Below are 16,521 nucleotides of genomic sequence, written 5' to 3' on the forward strand. Positions count from 1 at the left end.
CGAGGCTTGATTGAGATCTCCTGACGGGCTCTCTTACGCGAACCGGACCGCCGTTCTCGCGCGCGCCTTTGCCGCTACCTCTTCGCGATCACGAGGAGGTTGAGACGTTTCCAGCGAATCGAGCAGCTCGCGGGCGCATGCCGCGATCGAACTGACCGCGTGCTCGAATGCGACCTCATTGCGCTTCGATGGTTTGGTCGTTCCGCTCACCTTGCGGACGAACTGGAGCGCGGCATCGTGGATCTCGTCGTCCGTCGCTGGCGGATCGAAATTGAACAGGGGTTTTATATTTCGGCACATGACTTGCTCCCGGTCATTTTCTCTCTTCCATTGAGAGGAGGCTGGCCAGCACAGAAAATAGTCGCGTGAGCGCTATTGGCAACCGGTCCAACGGCGGAACTCTACGCGTCGCAAGTGAGGGCGCAGCGCCTTCAGTTCGGTTTGTTGTCGTTGTCGACCTTGGAGCCGGATCATTTCGGATCGAATCGACCTCAAATCGTAACCGGTGTTCTGCCTCCACATTGCCCGCTGTCGCCTGATCTGTGATCGAGGTTCCATGGACGAGCGACAAGGAGTTTCTCCATGGACACTACGCTGGAGGTTCTCACGACGCGGCGGAGCCGACGTGAGGCTCATCGCCAATGGCCGGACGAGTTAAAGGGACGGATCGTTTCGGAGAGCTTGCGACCGGGCGTGACGGTGAACGAAGTAGCGGTACGCCACGGGCTGAAGGCCAACCACCTGTCCTCCTGGCGAACACTTGCGCGGCAGGGCAAGCTGGTTTTGCCTGAGCCGGAGGATGCGGTCGAATTCGCGGCGATGGTTGTCGAGACGCCCTCACAGATTGGCACTCTGGAACCGCCAGCCGCCAAGCAGACCTCCTGCGCCGAGATTGTCGTCGGGCCTGTCACCATCCGCCTTGAGGAAGGGGCTTCGGCAGCCCGGATCGTGGCCATTGCGCGTGGGTTGGCGGCATCGTCATGATCTTTCCAACGAGCCGCGTGCGGATCATGGTGGCGACCAAGCCAGTCGACTTCCGCAAGGGGCATGACGGATTGGCGGCGCTGGTGAAGAACGAACTGCACAAGGACCCGTTCACCGGAGCAGTCTTCGTGTTCCGGTCGCGCAAGGCAGATCGGCTGAAACTGATCTACTGGGATGGCAGCGGGATTGTGCTGGCCTACAAGAGGCTGGAGGAAAACACCTTTACCTGGCCCAGCATCAAGGATGGACTGATGACGCTGCCCCACGCCCAATTCGAAGCGCTGTTTGCGGGCCTCGATTGGCGGCGGGTTCATGCCGTCAAGACGAGAACGCCGGAGGCCATCGAATAGCTGCGGCACGATGACTCAGCACGACAGATTCCGAAGGCGAAACGGGTTGGGTTTTGGTATATTCCGGCCATGTTTGACGCCACCGATCTTCCCGATGATCTTGCTGCCCTGAAGGCGATGCTGATCGCGGCGCAGGCACGCGAGGCAGGCAAAGACGCCCAGATTGCCCGCAAGGATGAGCGGATCGAGAAGCTGGTCGCGGCCTTCAAGCGGCAGCCTTCGGGCGCAAGTCCGAGAAGAGCGATCCCGACCAGTTTTGATCTGGCGCAGGAAGACCTGGAAACGGCCATGGCTGTGATCCATGCCGAGGATGAGGCTGACGGTCCTGCTGGAAACAGGATTAGCAAGCCCCGCGCGACCAATCGCGGCTCTCTTCCAAAACATCTTTCCCGCGTGGAGGAGGTGATCGAGCCGGAAAGCCTGGTCTGCGCCTGCGGTGGTTGCCTGCATCGCATCGGCGAGGATGTGGCCGAGCGGCTCGATGTGATCCCGGCGCAGTTCCGCGTCATCGTTACTCGTCGCCCCAAGTATGCGTGCCGTTCCTGCACCGACGGTGTCGTTCAGGCCCCGGCTCCGGCACGCCTGATCCAGGCAGGACTACCGACCGAAGCGACCGTCGCCCATGTGCTGGTCTCCAAATATGCCGATCACCTTCCGCTTTATCGGCAGACCCAGATCATGAGTCGTCAAGGCATCGATCTCGACCGCTCAACGCTCGCCGACTGGGTCGGCCGGGCAGCATATGAATTGCGTCCCGTCTTCGATGCGCTGATTGCCGACCTGAAGCGCTCATCCAAGCTCTTCATGGACGAGACCCGTGCTCCGGTGCTTGATCCCGGCTCCCGTAAAACCAAGACCGGCTACTTCTGGGCCTTGGCGCGTGATGATCGGCCATGGAATGGCAGTGCTCCGCCGGGCGTGGCCTTCACCTATGCGCCTGGTCGCGGGGGACTTCATGCCGAACGGATATTGCAGGGCTTCTCCGGCGTTCTGCAGGTCGACGGTTATGCCGGATATAATCGCTTGATCGCACCACAGCGCGTCGGTCCAGATATCCAGCTTGCCTATTGTTGGGCACATGCCCGGCGCAAGCTGGTGGAGATCACCAGCACCGGCTCAGCGCCGATTGCTGAGGAAGGCGTGAGGCGGATCGGTGAGCTATATCGCATCGAAGCCGAGTTGCGCGGTCTATCCTCCGAAGCTCGCCTAGTTGTTAGGCAGGAACGATCAGCGCCATTGGTCGTCGACATGCGAACTTGGTTCACTCAGCATCGTGCCCGCGTCGCTGGCAAGTCGCCGCTCGGAGAAGCTCTCGCCTATATCGCCAAATATTGGGATGGCCTTTGCATATTCCTGACTGACGGCCGTGTCGAGATCGACAACAACAGCGTCGAGCGAACCATTAGGCCGATAGCGCTTAATCGGAAGAATGCTCTATTTGCGGGGCATGACGCTGGAGCAGAGAATTGGGCGATCATCGCCTCGCTCATCGAGACCTGCAAGCTGAACGCCGTCGATCCGCTGGCCTATCTGACTGCCACGCTCACGGCCATCGTTAACGGCCACAAGCAGAGCCAGATTGAGGGTCTCCTGCCGTGGAATTACCCGGCAGGGTAATATGTGCCCAAAAGCTTCTGTCTGCCCAAACCGGTCATTCGGAACGATTTAGCTCCGCAATGGCATGCTCAATCCACTCCCTAGAAGTACAGCCCCGTGACGCGGGATCGAAATATACTCCAATCTGGCTGAAAAGAAGTTCGCCAAGTTGCTGTTCATCAATCCGGCTCTCAAGAAGACCCTTCAGTTCTTCGGTCACGATAGGCAACGATACGCATTCATGGTCGCGGATTGCGGAAAATGCGGCCTGCTCACTCCCAAATTCGTCCAAAAAGTCTTGGTGGAAATACGATCCGAGTAATTGCTTGCTCATATCGAGGCGAAATCCCATAGCTGAAACACCCACCTTCCAGTTTGTTGAAGCGACTAAATTCCTGCAGAATGAGTGTAATAAGCCCGTTGACGCGAAGGTGTCCTCACGACAAGGCGACCCTATTCGAAACGGCATAAAGCATCGTAGTCAAGGTGCGAACCTAACAGCGCTTACCTCAAATCTGAATTCGTCTCTTCATCAGAAAGCTGCCGTGGGCGACGTCTTCTTGCGCCGCCAATAGCGGCCATCTGTTCGAGACGGGTGCCTTTCATGCTACGACGAGTGCATGTATTCCGCGTTGGCTTGTTCTTGGTCGGCGACGAAAGGAGCTTGCATTGAACCAATCGCAGCCAAATCGATTTCCATTTCACACGCAATGCCCGAGAGACGATGGATGCGGGGTCTTTGTTCTGCAGATGCTCACCGGCATGTGCTACGACGATGTGGCCGCCATGATCGATTGGGGCGATAAATCGGCGCATTATACAACCTGGAACGATCTTTGCGGCGTGTTGGCGGAGATCGGATTGTCTAACGAAGCCCCGATCAAAACCAGTCGATGGAGCGATATCCAGGGGGTTGCCATCGTCCACGTTCAGGGGGATCACTTCATGCTTTACGACGCGGAAAACGGTCTATTTTATGACCCAGCAGAGATGGAAGGCCCAGGGGTTGCCAGCGATCGCGTTCCAACCAGCTATCTGACTGTATACGGCCCCAACCACCGCTAAACTTAGATCCTTCAGCACGGAAATCCGTCAGGCCAGCGTTCCACGCGATTGTTCGCGCCGAATAACATCACGTGCGCGTTCGCCGACTTGCCGGCAGCCTCAGACCTTCCTGAAGGTCAGATAGGCCGAAGACCGGCCCTCGCGCCGCGCCTTGGCCTCGTAACGTGTGCTCGGCCAGCCCTCATAGGGCGTCAGCCAATCGGCAGCATTGTCGGCGATCCAGTCGAAACCGCCATGGTCGCGGCATTTGATCAGCGTCCAGTTTACATAGGTGTCGATGTCGGAGGCGAAGCAGAACAGGCCGCCGGGCTTCAGCGCGCGATGAAAGCGGTCGAGATTGGTTTTCGAGACGAAACGCCGCTTCCAGTGCTTCCGCTTCGGCCAGGGATCGGGATAGAGCAGATCGATCTGATCGAGTGAGCCGTCCGGCAGCCAGTCGAGCAGCTGCGTCGCGTCGTCATTATAGACGCGGATATTGGAGGCACCCGTCTCGCCGATGCGCGACAACAGCTTCTGCATGGAATTGACGAAGGGTTCGACACCGATGAAGCCGGTCGAAGACGTCTCCAGCGCGCGGTGGATCAGGTGCTCGCCGCCGCCGAAACCAATTTCCAGCCGCAATCTTTCGACCGGAACCGGGAAGAGGGAAGTCAGCGGCTCCGGGGGAGCCGCCGAGAGATCGATCAGGAATGCCGGCAACAGACTGTTCAGCGTCTCGGCCTGCTGTTCGCGCAGGGCCTTGCCCTTGCGGCGACCGAAGAAGGCTTCGGTCGCCCGGCCGCGGCGTTCCATATCCGTCATGCTTTATCTCAGGCCTTCACGCTTTCCTTGAGCGCCTTCACGAGGTCGGTACGCTCCCAGGAGAACGAGCCGTCGCGGCCGGCCTTGCGGCCGAAATGGCCATAAGCAGAGGTCTTGGCATAGATCGGCTTGTTGAGGTCGAGATGGCGGCGGATACCGGTCGGCGAAAGGTCCATGTTCTTGCGGATAGCCGCTTCGATCTGATCCTCGGTAACCTTGCCGGTGCCATGCAGATCGACATAGATCGACAGCGGCTGGGCGACGCCGATCGCGTAGGAGATCTGGATCGTGCAGCGGTCGGCAAGACCGGCGGCGACGACGTTCTTGGCAAGATAGCGGGCGGCATAGGCGGCCGAACGGTCGACCTTCGTCGTGTCCTTGCCGGAGAATGCGCCGCCGCCATGCGGAGCGGCACCGCCGTAGGTATCGACGATGATCTTGCGGCCGGTCAGGCCCGCATCGCCGTCCGGTCCGCCGATGACGAACTTACCGGTCGGGTTGATGTACCACTTGCAATCGTCGGCGATCTTCAGCTCGCCGAGCGCTTCGCGGATATAGGGCTCGACGACGGCGCGGACCTTGTTCGAATCCCAGCTCTCGTCGAGATGCTGGGTCGAAAGCACGATCGAGGTTGCTTCCGACGGCTTGCCGTCGACGTAACGCACGGTCACCTGGCTCTTGGCGTCGGGGCCGAGCTTGGCGACTTCGCCGTCGCCCTTCTTGCGGGCAACTGCGAGCAGTTGCAGGATCTTATGGGAATAATAGATCGGGGCCGGCATCAGGTCCGGCGTTTCGCGGCAGGCATAACCGAACATGATGCCCTGGTCGCCGGCGCCCTCGTCGCCCTGCTGGTCGGCGGCGCTGTCGACGCCCTGCGCGATGTCGGCCGACTGCGAGTGCAAGAGCACGTCGATCTTTGCCTTCTTCCAATGGAAGCCGTCCTGCTCATAGCCGATATCCTTGATGGCGCGGCGGGCGGCGGCCTTGAACTTCGAAGGATTGATGACGTCCTTGCCATCCTTGTCCTTCTTCATCAGGCTCGGCGGCAGGCGGACCTCACCGGCGATGACGACGCGGTTGGTCGTTGCCAGCGTTTCGCAGGCAATGCGCACGCCCCATGGATTGACGCCGGTCTTGGCCGCTTCGCGGTAGACCAGATCGACGATCTCGTCGGAGATGCGGTCACAGACCTTGTCCGGATGACCTTCGGCAACGGACTCGCTGGTAAAGAGATAATTCGCGCGCATTTCGGGATTCCCCTCAAAGAATAAAAGCCACCTAGTAGGTACTCAGTTCGAGGGCCGATGACAAGCGCAGAAGGACATAAATATATCTTTATATCTGCGGCAAAGTGACAAATTTTGCCCCAAAAACGCAAAAAAGGCGGCCTTTCGACCGCCTTTCGAATTCTGCATTGGTCGTGGTTCAGTCGGCGTCGGCTTCAGCGGCCAAGGCTTTCACCAGCTCCACGACCTTGCGGCGTACCTTGGGATCGGAAATCTTGACGAAGGCGCGATTGAGCTGCAGTCCTTCCGAGGACGACAGGAAATCGACGACGTAATTCGAGCTGGAGGCTTCCATGCCGCCGCCGGCACTGGAATGTTCGCCGGGCGCGTCCTCGAAGAAAAACGACACCGGAACATTGAGGATGTTCGAGATATTCTGCAGGCGGCTTGCGCCAACGCGGTTGGTGCCCTTTTCGTATTTCTGGATCTGCTGGAAGGTGATGCCAAGGCTTTCGCCAAGCTTTTCCTGGCTCATGCCCAGCATTGTACGGCGGAGGCGAATACGGCTGCCAACATGGATGTCGATCGGATTTGGCTTCTTCTTGTTTTCAATCATGGTCGTGCCCTAGCTAAGAATTTCAACCTGTTTCTAACCGGCATGCCCCTGATCCATCCCAAAACGCCACGTTGCAAGCGGTGAGGAACCCACCTTCAAACATACGTTAAGAACGCCGATTGACATCACTATGCAATTTTAGGGGTTTTTGGTCAATTCAACCCGGAAATAAAACCTCTGCGAGAAATTAGCGCAATCAAAATCAGCAGCGCCTCGGTCAACCAGAAGTATGTTTGCCGGGGAAATGTCGTTCCGACTCCATCGCTGATGCTATCGAGCGTTGCATCGACGAAGCCGGTTTCTCCAAGATCGAGGCCCGCAATAATTTCCCCATGCGCATTCACCAGCGCTGAAATGCCGCTATTGGCGTCGCGAATCAGCGGCAGGCCGGTTTCAACAGCCCGTACCCGCGCCTGCTGGAAATGCTGGTAGGGGCCGGGCGTCGTGCCGAACCAGGCATCATTGGTGATATTGAGGATCGCGTTGGCGTCTTTTATGTCACCGGTCATTTCGCCGGGAAAAATGATCTCGTAGCAGATCAGCGGATAGAGATTGAGCCCGCCGGGCAGCGTCAGCAAGTGCCGGCTTGCCGCGGCCGAAAAGCCGCCCGGAATCTCGACGACGTTCTGGATGCCGAATTCGGTGAGCACGTCCTCGAAGGGCAGATATTCGCCGAAGGGCACCAGATGCACCTTGTCGGAGGCGGCGATGATCTGGCCGCGGCCATCGATCACGTAGATGGAATTATAGTAGCGCGGCGGCGTGCCTGGTCCCATCTCCTCGGCGCGAACGGCGCCGGCGATCAGGATCTGATTGTCGTCGAGCGTATCGGCAATCCGCGTCAGCGCATCCTGATTGTCGGTCAGGATGAAGGGGATTGCAGTTTCCGGCCAGACGATGATATCGGGCTTGCGCCCGCCATTCTTCGGCGCTTCGGCCGACAGCTTCAGATGCGTCTCGAAGATCGCGGCGCGGTCGACGTCGTTATCCATTTTCTCTGTCTGGTCGATCGCCGGCTGCACCAGCCGCACCACCTGCCGCTTGTCCTCAGGCAATGCGTCCGGCCGCGGCGCGAGATGGAGAGCATAAGCGCCATAACCGAGATGGGCAGCAAAGAGCAGGACGGCGAGCGCGATACCCGTCCGTGCCCCTTGCCGCGTCCCGGCAAGGGCAGGCGCAGAAAAGACGAAGACGGCAAGGGCCGTCACGCCCATCGCCCCGATCACATGCGCCGACTGCATCATCAGCGGAACCGGCATGATGCCGTAGCCGATGGCGTTCCAGGGAAAGCCGGTGAGGATCACGCTTCGAAGCCATTCCATCAGCCCGAAGCCTGCCGCAAGCGCGGCGATCCGCCCCATGCCATCAGACCAGACGATGCGGGCAAGAGCGGCCGCCAGGCCGTAGAAGATCGCAAGACAGGCCGGCAGCCCGAGGATTGCCAGCGGCAGCGCCCAGGCAAATTCTTCCTGATCGACCAGCAGCGCATGGCCGAGCCACCAGAGGCCGGCGACGAAATAGCCGAAGCCGAACAGCCAGCCGGTGGCAAACGCCGGCCACAGCCTGCCGATCAGGCCGCTTTCAGGCGAAGCCGCCGCCCCGTCGATCAGCCAGATGAGCAGGGTGAAGGAAACGAACATCGCCGCGAAAAAGCCGATGGGCGGCAGCGCCAGAACCGCGAATGCCCCGGCGGCGATGGCCAGCAGCGACCGTTTGAAACCCCAGACGAGGATAACCCTGTCCGCAAGCCGCTCCATGCGCACTCCCATCAAACCGCGAATCAACCCATCCGCAGTCTTTCAAAAAAGCGGCTCTTTGTCCCGTCAGTTGGGTCCTGTCAGTTGGCGGTCGATTTCGCCGGCCGATCGTCGCCGGTCTCGGAGCCGCCATCCGCCTTGGCGCGGCGGCGGATCGCGTGGCGCTTGCGGGTGATGCGCAGCCGCTTGATGCGGCGCGGGTCGGCGTCGAGGATGTGGAATTCGAAGCCCGGCAACGCCTGGACGACCTCGCCGCGCACCGGAATGCGGCCGAGTGCGGAGAAGATCAGGCCGCCCAGCGTATCGACCTCGTCGACCTGCTCGCTGATGTCGAAATCCGGCCCGATCGCTTGGGCGATCTCTTCCAACTCGACGCGGGCGTCGGCGATGAACATGTCCTCGGCGACACGCTTGAACATCACCTCTTCGTCGTCATGTTCGTCGTCGATGTCGCCGACCACCATTTCGACGATGTCTTCATGCGAGGCAAGCCCGTCGGTGCCGCCATATTCGTCGATGACGAGCGCCATCTGCGTGCGGTTCACCTGCATCCGGCGCAACAGGTCGGACGCCAGCATTGACGGCGGCACGAACAGGATCTTGCGGATGATACCGGCCTCGGCCAGCGTCTTTTGCAGGTCGACGCGGGCGAGATCGAAATTCTGCTTGGCCGAACGCGTGGTCTTCTGGATGTTTTCGGGCGCAACCTCGATCGCCGGCACGACAGCGGCCGGTTTCGTCGGGCCGCGGCGCTTGTTGCGCGCCTGCTTGGCGACATAGGAGAGCAGGTCGCGGATATGGACCATGCCGCGCGGATCGTCGAGCGTATCGGCATAGACAGGCATGCGCGAGCGGCCGGATTCCTCGAAGAGGATCATCAGTTCGCCGATGGTGATGTTCTGATCGACCGCCTCGATATCGGCGCGCGGCACCATAACGTCGGCGACGCGGACTTCGCGAAAGCGCAGGATGTTGTTGAGCATCGCCCGTTCGTCGGGCGAAAAGGCGTCGTCGCCGGCCGCATCGGTCATCAGCGCGTCGGCGAGATCCTCGCGCAGTCGCGAGCCCTGCTGCGGGCGAAGGATGCGCGCGGCGCGCGACCAGAAGGATTGCGATCGGCCGGATGGCCGACTACTACTGCCTGCCTCGTCCGAAGAGGAGGATGGCTCGGAGTCCTTGGCGTCTGCCGCCGGCTTCGTCGTAAAGTCGCTCATGGTTCCATTTTAAGGTCTTGACCCTCGTAGGGATCAGATAGGCCGAGCTGGGCCAAAATGCGAGTCTCCAGCCCCTCCATAATTTCGGCTTCGGCACTATTCATATGGTCGTAGCCGAGAAGATGCAAGAAACCGTGCACCAGAAGATGGGTCAGGTGGTCGTCGAAACTCTTTTCGAGCTCGCCCGCTTCCCGCTCCAGCGTCTCCCGGGCGATGATGATGTCGCCGAGCATCGGGCCGGGCATCTTGCCGGGCTGAACCGGAAAGGCCGGAAAGGAGAGCACGTTGGTCGCCTTGTCCTTGCCGCGCCATTCCGCATTGATGTCCTGGATCGAGGCATCGTCGGTGAAAACAAGCGAAACCTCGGGCGGCATCGCGGGGAAGGGCTGCTTCTCGCTGTCGCGGAGATAGACCACTGCTGCGCCGAGCACGCGTTCGCAAAACGACAGCAGCGTCTCCTCGCCGGGCCAGCCGATGTCCTCGACGCTGATCTGGATGTCGAGTTCGGCCATTAGCCCTGCCGGCTGACGTCTTCGGCGACGGCATAGGTGGAATCATAGGCCCTGACGATGCGCCCGACCAGCGGGTGGCGGACGACGTCGGTATCCGTGAAGCGCACGATCGAGATGCCTTCGACGCCGTTCAGAAGCTGCAAGGCCTCGACGAGGCCGGATTTGACGCCGCGCGGCAGATCGATCTGGCTCGGGTCGCCGGTGACGATCATCCGCGCATTTTCGCCGAGACGCGTCAGGAACATCTTCATCTGCATCGACGTCGTGTTCTGCGCTTCGTCGAGGATGATGGCGGCATTGGCGAGCGTGCGGCCGCGCATGAAGGCGAGCGGCGCGATTTCGATGACGCCGGCAGTGATCGCCCGGTCGACCTTGTCGGCAGGGATCATGTCGTAGAGCGCATCATAAAGCGGGCGAAGATAGGGATCGACCTTTTCCTTCATGTCCCCGGGCAGGAAGCCGAGGCGCTCGCCGGCCTCGACGGCCGGGCGCGACAGGATGATCTTTTCGACCGCGCCGCGCTCCAACAGCTGGGCGGCATGGGCGACGGCGAGATAGGTCTTGCCGGTGCCGGCCGGGCCAACGCCGAAGACAAGCTCGGCGCGTTCCAGCGCCCTGATATAGGCGTCCTGGGTTGGCGTGCGTGCGATGATCGTCTTCTTGCGGGTGGAAACCTGCGCCATCGTCAGCTTGGCCTTGCGCTCCATGGTCGGCAGGCTGAGCTGATCGTCGGCGGCGACCGCCATGCGGATTGCACCCTCGACGTCGGATCGTTCCACGCTGCCGCCTTTCTGAAGTTTTTCATAGAGATAGTCGAGCGTGCGCCGCGCCTGATTGGTGGTCACGATATCGCCGGTGATGACGACCGAATTGCCGCGTGCCCGCGCATCGATATTCAGCCGTTGCTCGAGCAGCTTGAGGTTTTGGTCGAATTGACCAAAGAGCTCGCTGGCGAACCGGTTGTTCTCGAACGTCAGGACGAAGTGATTGGTATCGCTCGGCGTGCGGGGGTGGCGCGGTGAAGAAGAAACCAATTCTTGTCCGTTCAAGCGGTCGGGCTCCTTGGGTTAGACCGCAGCCTCTGCGCGTTCGGCAAACAGGCTGTTTGTTCCGGTCCCTGTGATTCGCACTTTAATAATGTCACCGATTTGCGATGCTTTTGCATCAACATTCACTGATTGAAGCCAGGGAGAACGTCCGATTAGTTGTTCCGGCATGCGACCGGGCTTTTCGAGCAACAGGTCGATCTCTTTGCCGATGCAGGATTCGGCAAATTCCTGCTGCTGCTTCAGAAGAAGCATTTGCAGGCGTTCCAGCCGTTCTGCCTTGATCTCTTCCGGCACCTGGTCCTTCAGCTCCGCGCCGGGCGTGCCCGGCCGTGTCGAGTATTTGAACGAGAAGGCCTGTGCATAACGGACCTCCTCCACAAGTCTCAATGTATCCTTAAAATCCTCATCTGTCTCCCCCGGAAAGCCGGTGATGAAATCGCCCGACAGCGCAATGTCGGGCCGCACCGTGCGGATGCGCTCGATCAGCGCCAGATATTCGGCCGCCGTGTGGCGCCGGTTCATCGCTTTCAGGATGCGGTCCGAGCCCGATTGTACCGGCAGGTGCAGATAGGGCATCAGTGCGCTGAGGTCGCGATGGGCATTGATCAGCCGGTCGTCCATGTCGCGCGGATGGCTTGTGGTATAGCGCAGCCGCGCAAGGCCGGGGATCTCGGCCAGCCGGTAGAGCAGGTCGCCGAGGCTCCATGCCTCGCCATGGCTCCCGGCGCCGTGCCAGGCGTTGACGTTCTGCCCGAGCAGGGTGATCTCGCGCACCCCGCTGTCGGCGAGCTTTTCGGCTTCCTCGACGATCTGGGAAACCGGCCGCGACACTTCCGAGCCGCGTGTATAGGGCACGACGCAGAAGGTGCAGAATTTGTCGCAGCCTTCCTGCACCGTCAGGAAGGCGGTGACGCCGCGGGCGCGGATCCTCCGGCTCTCGGCGATCGGCAGATGCTCGAACTTGTCCTCGATCGCATATTCGGTGTCGACGACGCGCTGGCCTTGTTTGGCCAGGCGTAGCGCCTCCGGCAGGCGATGATAGGTCTGCGGGCCGATGACGACGTCGACGGCGGGCGCGCGGCGCAGGATCTCCTCGCCTTCGGCCTGGGCGACGCAGCCGGCAACGCCGATCATCATCTCCCGTCCGTCCGCCGCCTTCTTCTTTTTCATATCGCGCAGCCGCCCGAGCGCCGAATAGACCTTCTCGGCCGCCTTCTCGCGGATATGGCAGGTGTTGAGGAGAACGAGGTCCGCCTCTTCCATATCTTCCGTCGGCTCATAGCCGTCGCGGGCGAGCGCATCGCTCATACGCATGGAATCGTAGACGTTCATCTGACAGCCGTAGGTCTTGATGAAGACCTTGCGGCTGTTGCTGCCGTCGCGGAGGCTCTCGCTGGGAATTGCCGCCGGGGCCTGGAGAAGGGCGCTGTCCTGTGTCATGGCGCGCTATTTAGTGGTTTTTGCCGCCGGAGAAAATCGAAATCTTGTTTCAGGAGATTTCTCGCCCGCGCAAGCGGCTGTTCAGGAGGTTGCGGATGCGCAAGGCGATTGTCGCGCTCACCTCCTTGCGGCTGGTCTTGGCGCGATAATCGACCGCCTCGCCGAAGGAAACCTCGGCGTCGATGGCGCCGCAGCGCACGATGTCGAGGAGGTGCGGCAGCAGCTCGATATCACCCGGCCAGGCGGCGAGCGGCCGGTGATAGCGCCCCATGGCGATGCCGTGCACCCTGGTATAGGCAACCGCCACCGGCTGCACCACGACGGTTCCCGTCGGCGAATAAGGCACCGCCATCGCCGCGGCGCCGAACAGCGAGGACTTGACCTCGAGCAACCGGTTGCCGTCCGAGGTCGTCCCTTCCGGGAAGAGCACGACGATCTCGCCGTCTGCCATGCGCCCGGCGATCTCGTTTGCCTGGTGACCGGTCTTGCGCCGCTCCTCGCGCACGACGAAGACGCTCTTCTGCAGCTTGGCAAGCGTGCCGAAGATCGGCCAGTCGCTGACCTCGATCTTGGCGATGAAGGCGACGTCGGCAACGGCCGACAGCACCATGATGTCAAGCCAGGAGGAATGGTTGGAGCAGAGCATCAGCGGCCGGCGGTCTTCGAGCTTGCCCATGACGCGGACGCGGATGCCGAGACAATAGCAGACGATCCGGTGCCAGACGCGCGGAAGCCGGCGCCGCAGCCGCCAGTCGAAACGCAACGCCAGCACCTGCAGCGGCATGAATACGATGCTGACGGCAAGGATGACGACCGCGGCGAAGGCGATGCGCAACCAGGCGATCAAATGCTGGTCTCCCGGGCTGCCATTGCGTCAGAGATCTTCTTTCTTCAGCGGAACGCCATAGAGCTCCAGCCGGTGGTCGACCAGTCGGAAGCCGTGCTCGCGGGCGATGCGCTCCTGCAGCGCCTCGATCTCCGGCGAGCGGAATTCGATGACCGTGCCGGTCTTCAGGTCGATGAGATGGTCGTGATGTTCTTCCGGCACCGTTTCGTAGCGCGAGCGCCCGTCGCGGAAGTCGTGGCGGGCGATAATGCCGGCATCCTCGAACAGTTTCACGGTGCGATAGACGGTCGAGATCGAGATCTTCGCATCGACTTTCACCGAGCGGCGGTAGAGTTCTTCGACGTCGGGATGATCTTCCGAGTCTTCCAGGATGCGCGCGATCACGCGGCGCTGCTCGGTCATGCGCATGCCGCGTTCGGTGCAAAGCTCCTCAAGGGTCTTGGCTACATCAGTCATCGCCGGCCTATAGAGATATTCGTGTTTCGACAACGCCGCACGGCATTTGCGCCGGCCTGCATGTTATCTCGCTGCCAGGGAACTACCGAAGAACGCGCTTCATGACAAGCGCCGTGGAGAGGGCGCCGTTTTCTTGTTTGTAGTAACCCTGACGTTCGCCGACCTTTTCGAAGCCGAGCTTGCGGTAGAGGCCAAGCGCTGCCGTATTGCCGTTGTCGACCTCGAGAAACATGCTCTCGCCGCCGCGCGACCGCGCTTCCCGCATCGCCGCCTGCATCAGCCGCCAGCCAAGCCCGGCACGGGCGACCTTCGCCTGCACGGCAATGGTCAGGATCTCCGCCTCGCCGGCGACATGGCGGGCGAGGATGAACCCCGGAAGCGGCTTTTTCAGGATGGCATTGGTCTGGCGCGCGACGAAGCCGAAGACGGTATCCTGCATCAGCAGGCCGTGAAATTCACCGTCGCCCCAGGGCCGGGCGAACCGCTCGCCGTGCAGGACGGCGACATCGCGGCAATCCTCGCGCTCCATGGCGATGATCTCGAATTCCGGTTTCAGCGTCAGATAGGCTTCCAGCATCGTCATACTCGTCGCGCAATCGCGTACCCGGCCTGCGGCTTGGCATCGGGTCCGCGCAGATAAAGGGGCTTCGGCTTTCCGGCATCGGGGGAGGCGGCAGCGCCCAGGCGCGCCACGACGGAGATCGGGAATCTGTTGGTGTGATCGTCGCCGGCGTCGGCCTTGAGGAGGGGCGTCGCCGAACCGATAATCTCGCCGTCGAAGCCGGCAGCATATGCCTGCGCTTCCGCAACGCCGACTGCCCGTGGCGCGTCGAGGGGCGAACCGTCGGCCGCGAAGGATTGGAGGTAGATTTCGTCCCGCTTGGCATCCATCGCCGCCAGCACGGCGCGATGAGGCGTCTTGTCGCGCTGGGCTGATGCCATGACTTCGAGCGTGGTGACGCCGACGGCCGGCACATTGAGGGAAAGCGCGAAACCGCGGGCTGCGGCAACGCCGACGCGGATACCGGTAAAGGAGCCGGGACCGATGGTGACGGCAAGGCGGTCGATATCCGAAAGGGCCACTCCCGCCTGATCGAGCGCGCGATCGACGATACCAATCAGATGTTCAGCATGCCCCTTGCCGATCATGTCCGATGCCTCCCCCAGCACCGTATCCCTGCCGCTGTCATAGACAGCGGCAGCGCAGTCCACACCCGCCGTGTCGAGCGCCAGAATGATCATGCCATCAATTTCCGAATAAACCAGTGTCGCCTATCGATAAATCCGTTCGGCCGAACCTGAGATGAACGGCGGGACGAATTCAGGATTTTTAAGCGGCAATCACTTCCTGCACTTCCGGAACGAAATGGCGCAGCAGGTTCTGGACGCCGTGCTTCAGCGTTGCCGTCGAAGACGGGCAGCCGGCGCAGGAACCCTTCATGTTCAGATAGACCTTGCCATCCTTGAAGCCGCGGAAGGTGATGTCGCCGCCGTCCTGGGCAACAGCCGGGCGCACGCGGGTCTCCAGAAGCTCCTTGATGGTCAGCACGATCGATTCATCGCCTTCGTCGAAGAATTCGTCGCCGGCATCGGCGTCTTCGGAAAGGATGGAGGCATCGCCCATGACCGGCTTGCCGGACATGAAATGCTCCATGATCGAGCCTAATATAGCCGGCTTAAGATGCTGCCAGTCGGCATTATCCTTGGAGACGGAAATGAAATCATAGCCGAAATAGACGCCGGTAACGCCTGATATTTCGAACAGGCGGGCAGCGAGCGGCGAGGCTTGAGCCTCCTCAGTGCTGCGGAACTCGGCCGTGCCGTTTTCCATCACCACCTTGCCCGGCAGGAACTTCTGCGTGGCGGGGTTCGGCGTGGCTTCGGTCTGAATGAACATCTGGTTCTCCATGCGGCCGGCCCATGGTCTCGGCCGTCTTTAGAATTCTTCAAAAGAAGATAAGCCGATTGACGGCTCTAATCAAGAGACTTGTACTCAAGAAATGCTACAGTTAGAGCATGATGTCGTCCGAAAACCGCTCACAGTTTTCGGCATCATGCTCTAGCAGAGAGCATCGATTTCCTCGTTGGTCAACGTATCCGGCAGCACGGTGACCGGTATCGGAAACGCCGCCGCGCGACCGGCGACCGAGGAGACCAGCGGCCCTGGACCTTCCTTTGCCGAACCGGCGGCCAGAACCAGGATCGCCACATCGCGGTCTTCCTCGATCACGGCGTTGATCTGTTCGGCAGCACCGCCCTCGCGGATGACGACCTCAGGCTCGATGCCGATGGTCTCGCGCACGATCTGGGCGATCTTGGCAACCACCGCCTCGGCCTCCTCACGCGCTTCGGCCCGCATGATTTCTTCGACGCCGAGCCATTGCTGGAAATCCCCATCCGGGATCACGTAGAGCAGAACCAGCCCGCCATTGGAATTCTTCGCGCGCCGGCCGGCATAATGAACGGCGCGTTGGCATTCGGGTGTACCGTCGATTACCGCCATGAATTTGCGGCGGTGACCTTCGAGCCGTGAGAGTCGCTTCGATACCATGGCGCGGACTCTGACACCCGAAGCGGAAAATTTGCAAGCCCAGTTTTTGCCCTGATG

General features: G+C 60.9%; 20 protein-coding genes. 4 read left to right on the forward strand and 16 right to left on the reverse strand.

Annotated elements, in window-relative coordinates:
* Positions 1 to 33 precede the first annotated feature (33 nt).
* Positions 34 to 300, reverse strand: coding sequence for a DUF2277 domain-containing protein (locus HX898_RS09445; protein ID WP_011650185.1), 267 nt, complete (start codon positions 298 to 300; stop codon positions 34 to 36).
* A 282-nt stretch (positions 301 to 582) separates the two neighbouring features.
* On the opposite strand from HX898_RS09445, the gene HX898_RS09450 reads away from it, so the two are divergent.
* From HX898_RS09450 to HX898_RS09460, 3 genes are all read left to right on the forward strand, one after another.
* A complete protein-coding gene (locus HX898_RS09450) occupies positions 583 to 984 on the forward strand; it encodes a transposase (protein ID WP_171599834.1) in 402 nt (133 codons plus the stop codon).
* Positions 975 to 1,334 carry an IS66 family insertion sequence element accessory protein TnpB gene (tnpB, locus tag HX898_RS09455; RefSeq protein WP_138332287.1) on the forward strand — a complete coding sequence of 120 codons (360 nt, stop codon included), beginning with the start codon at positions 975 to 977 and terminating at the stop codon, positions 1,332 to 1,334. The genes HX898_RS09450 and tnpB overlap by 10 nt, the downstream gene beginning before the upstream one ends.
* Before the next feature lie 69 nt (positions 1,335 to 1,403).
* Positions 1,404 to 2,951: an IS66 family transposase gene (locus HX898_RS09460; RefSeq protein ID WP_138332288.1), complete on the forward strand. Its 1,548-nt coding sequence runs from the start codon at positions 1,404 to 1,406 to the stop codon at positions 2,949 to 2,951.
* Between the two features lie 34 nt (positions 2,952 to 2,985).
* Here the strand turns inward: HX898_RS09460 and HX898_RS09465 are convergent, their stop codons facing one another.
* Positions 2,986 to 3,264 carry a contact-dependent growth inhibition system immunity protein gene (locus tag HX898_RS09465; protein ID WP_171599833.1) on the reverse strand — a complete coding sequence of 93 codons (279 nt, stop codon included), beginning with the start codon at positions 3,262 to 3,264 and terminating at the stop codon, positions 2,986 to 2,988.
* Positions 3,265 to 3,599: 335 nt separating this feature from the next.
* Between HX898_RS09465 and HX898_RS09470 the strand changes: the two genes are divergently transcribed.
* Complete coding sequence (locus HX898_RS09470; RefSeq protein ID WP_246697901.1) at positions 3,600 to 3,995, forward strand: hypothetical protein; 396 nt, start codon at positions 3,600 to 3,602, stop codon at positions 3,993 to 3,995.
* Between the two features lie 99 nt (positions 3,996 to 4,094).
* On the opposite strand, the gene HX898_RS09475 is transcribed toward HX898_RS09470, so the two are convergent.
* The 14 genes from HX898_RS09475 to HX898_RS09540 form a co-directional block, all read right to left on the reverse strand.
* Positions 4,095 to 4,796, reverse strand: coding sequence for a tRNA (guanosine(46)-N(7))-methyltransferase TrmB (locus HX898_RS09475; protein ID WP_138332290.1), 702 nt, complete (start codon positions 4,794 to 4,796; stop codon positions 4,095 to 4,097).
* A gap of 8 nt (positions 4,797 to 4,804) precedes the next feature.
* Positions 4,805 to 6,043, reverse strand: a complete 1,239-nt coding sequence (gene metK / locus HX898_RS09480; protein WP_018485328.1) for a methionine adenosyltransferase — start codon at positions 6,041 to 6,043, stop codon at positions 4,805 to 4,807.
* A 178-nt stretch (positions 6,044 to 6,221) separates the two neighbouring features.
* Positions 6,222 to 6,638, reverse strand: coding sequence for a helix-turn-helix domain-containing protein (locus HX898_RS09485; protein WP_003544853.1), 417 nt, complete (start codon positions 6,636 to 6,638; stop codon positions 6,222 to 6,224).
* 152 nt (positions 6,639 to 6,790) lie between these two features.
* Positions 6,791 to 8,395 (reverse strand): apolipoprotein N-acyltransferase, encoded by a 1,605-nt coding sequence (gene lnt, locus HX898_RS09490; protein ID WP_138332291.1) that lies wholly within the window; start codon positions 8,393 to 8,395, stop codon positions 6,791 to 6,793.
* A gap of 80 nt (positions 8,396 to 8,475) precedes the next feature.
* Entirely contained in the window at positions 8,476 to 9,609 is a 1,134-nt protein-coding gene (locus HX898_RS09495; RefSeq protein WP_138332292.1) for a hemolysin family protein, read from the reverse strand.
* Positions 9,606 to 10,121, reverse strand: a complete 516-nt coding sequence (ybeY, locus tag HX898_RS09500; RefSeq protein ID WP_180194530.1) for an rRNA maturation RNase YbeY — start codon at positions 10,119 to 10,121, stop codon at positions 9,606 to 9,608. Before ybeY ends, HX898_RS09495 begins: the two co-directional genes overlap by 4 nt.
* Entirely contained in the window at positions 10,121 to 11,170 is a 1,050-nt protein-coding gene (locus tag HX898_RS09505) for a PhoH family protein (protein ID WP_003544862.1), read from the reverse strand. The genes ybeY and HX898_RS09505 overlap by 1 nt, the downstream gene beginning before the upstream one ends.
* 18 nt (positions 11,171 to 11,188) lie before the next feature.
* Positions 11,189 to 12,610, reverse strand: coding sequence for a tRNA (N6-isopentenyl adenosine(37)-C2)-methylthiotransferase MiaB (gene miaB, locus HX898_RS09510; protein ID WP_138388347.1), 1,422 nt, complete (start codon positions 12,608 to 12,610; stop codon positions 11,189 to 11,191).
* A gap of 49 nt (positions 12,611 to 12,659) precedes the next feature.
* A complete protein-coding gene (locus HX898_RS09515; RefSeq protein ID WP_138332295.1) occupies positions 12,660 to 13,457 on the reverse strand; it encodes a 1-acyl-sn-glycerol-3-phosphate acyltransferase in 798 nt (265 codons plus the stop codon).
* A 27-nt stretch (positions 13,458 to 13,484) separates the two neighbouring features.
* Positions 13,485 to 13,913, reverse strand: coding sequence for a Fur family transcriptional regulator (locus HX898_RS09520; RefSeq protein WP_003544875.1), 429 nt, complete (start codon positions 13,911 to 13,913; stop codon positions 13,485 to 13,487).
* Positions 13,914 to 13,995: 82 nt separating this feature from the next.
* Positions 13,996 to 14,496, reverse strand: coding sequence for an N-acetyltransferase (locus HX898_RS09525; protein ID WP_003556053.1), 501 nt, complete (start codon positions 14,494 to 14,496; stop codon positions 13,996 to 13,998).
* Positions 14,493 to 15,155, reverse strand: a complete 663-nt coding sequence (tsaB, locus tag HX898_RS09530) for a tRNA (adenosine(37)-N6)-threonylcarbamoyltransferase complex dimerization subunit type 1 TsaB (protein ID WP_138332296.1) — start codon at positions 15,153 to 15,155, stop codon at positions 14,493 to 14,495. The genes HX898_RS09525 and tsaB overlap by 4 nt, the downstream gene beginning before the upstream one ends.
* An 88-nt stretch (positions 15,156 to 15,243) precedes the next feature.
* A complete protein-coding gene (locus tag HX898_RS09535) occupies positions 15,244 to 15,810 on the reverse strand; it encodes a NifU family protein (protein ID WP_012755783.1) in 567 nt (188 codons plus the stop codon).
* Positions 15,811 to 15,972: 162 nt separating this feature from the next.
* The gene (locus HX898_RS09540) at positions 15,973 to 16,464 is read right to left on the reverse strand and encodes a universal stress protein (protein WP_003544884.1); all 492 of its coding nucleotides are present in this window, start codon (positions 16,462 to 16,464) and stop codon (positions 15,973 to 15,975) included.
* Between the last annotated feature and the right edge of the window lie 57 nt (positions 16,465 to 16,521).

The sequence above is a fragment of the Rhizobium sp. WYCCWR 11128 genome (genome assembly GCF_013416305.1).
GTDB classification, from domain to species: Bacteria; Pseudomonadota; Alphaproteobacteria; order Rhizobiales; family Rhizobiaceae; genus Rhizobium; species Rhizobium indicum.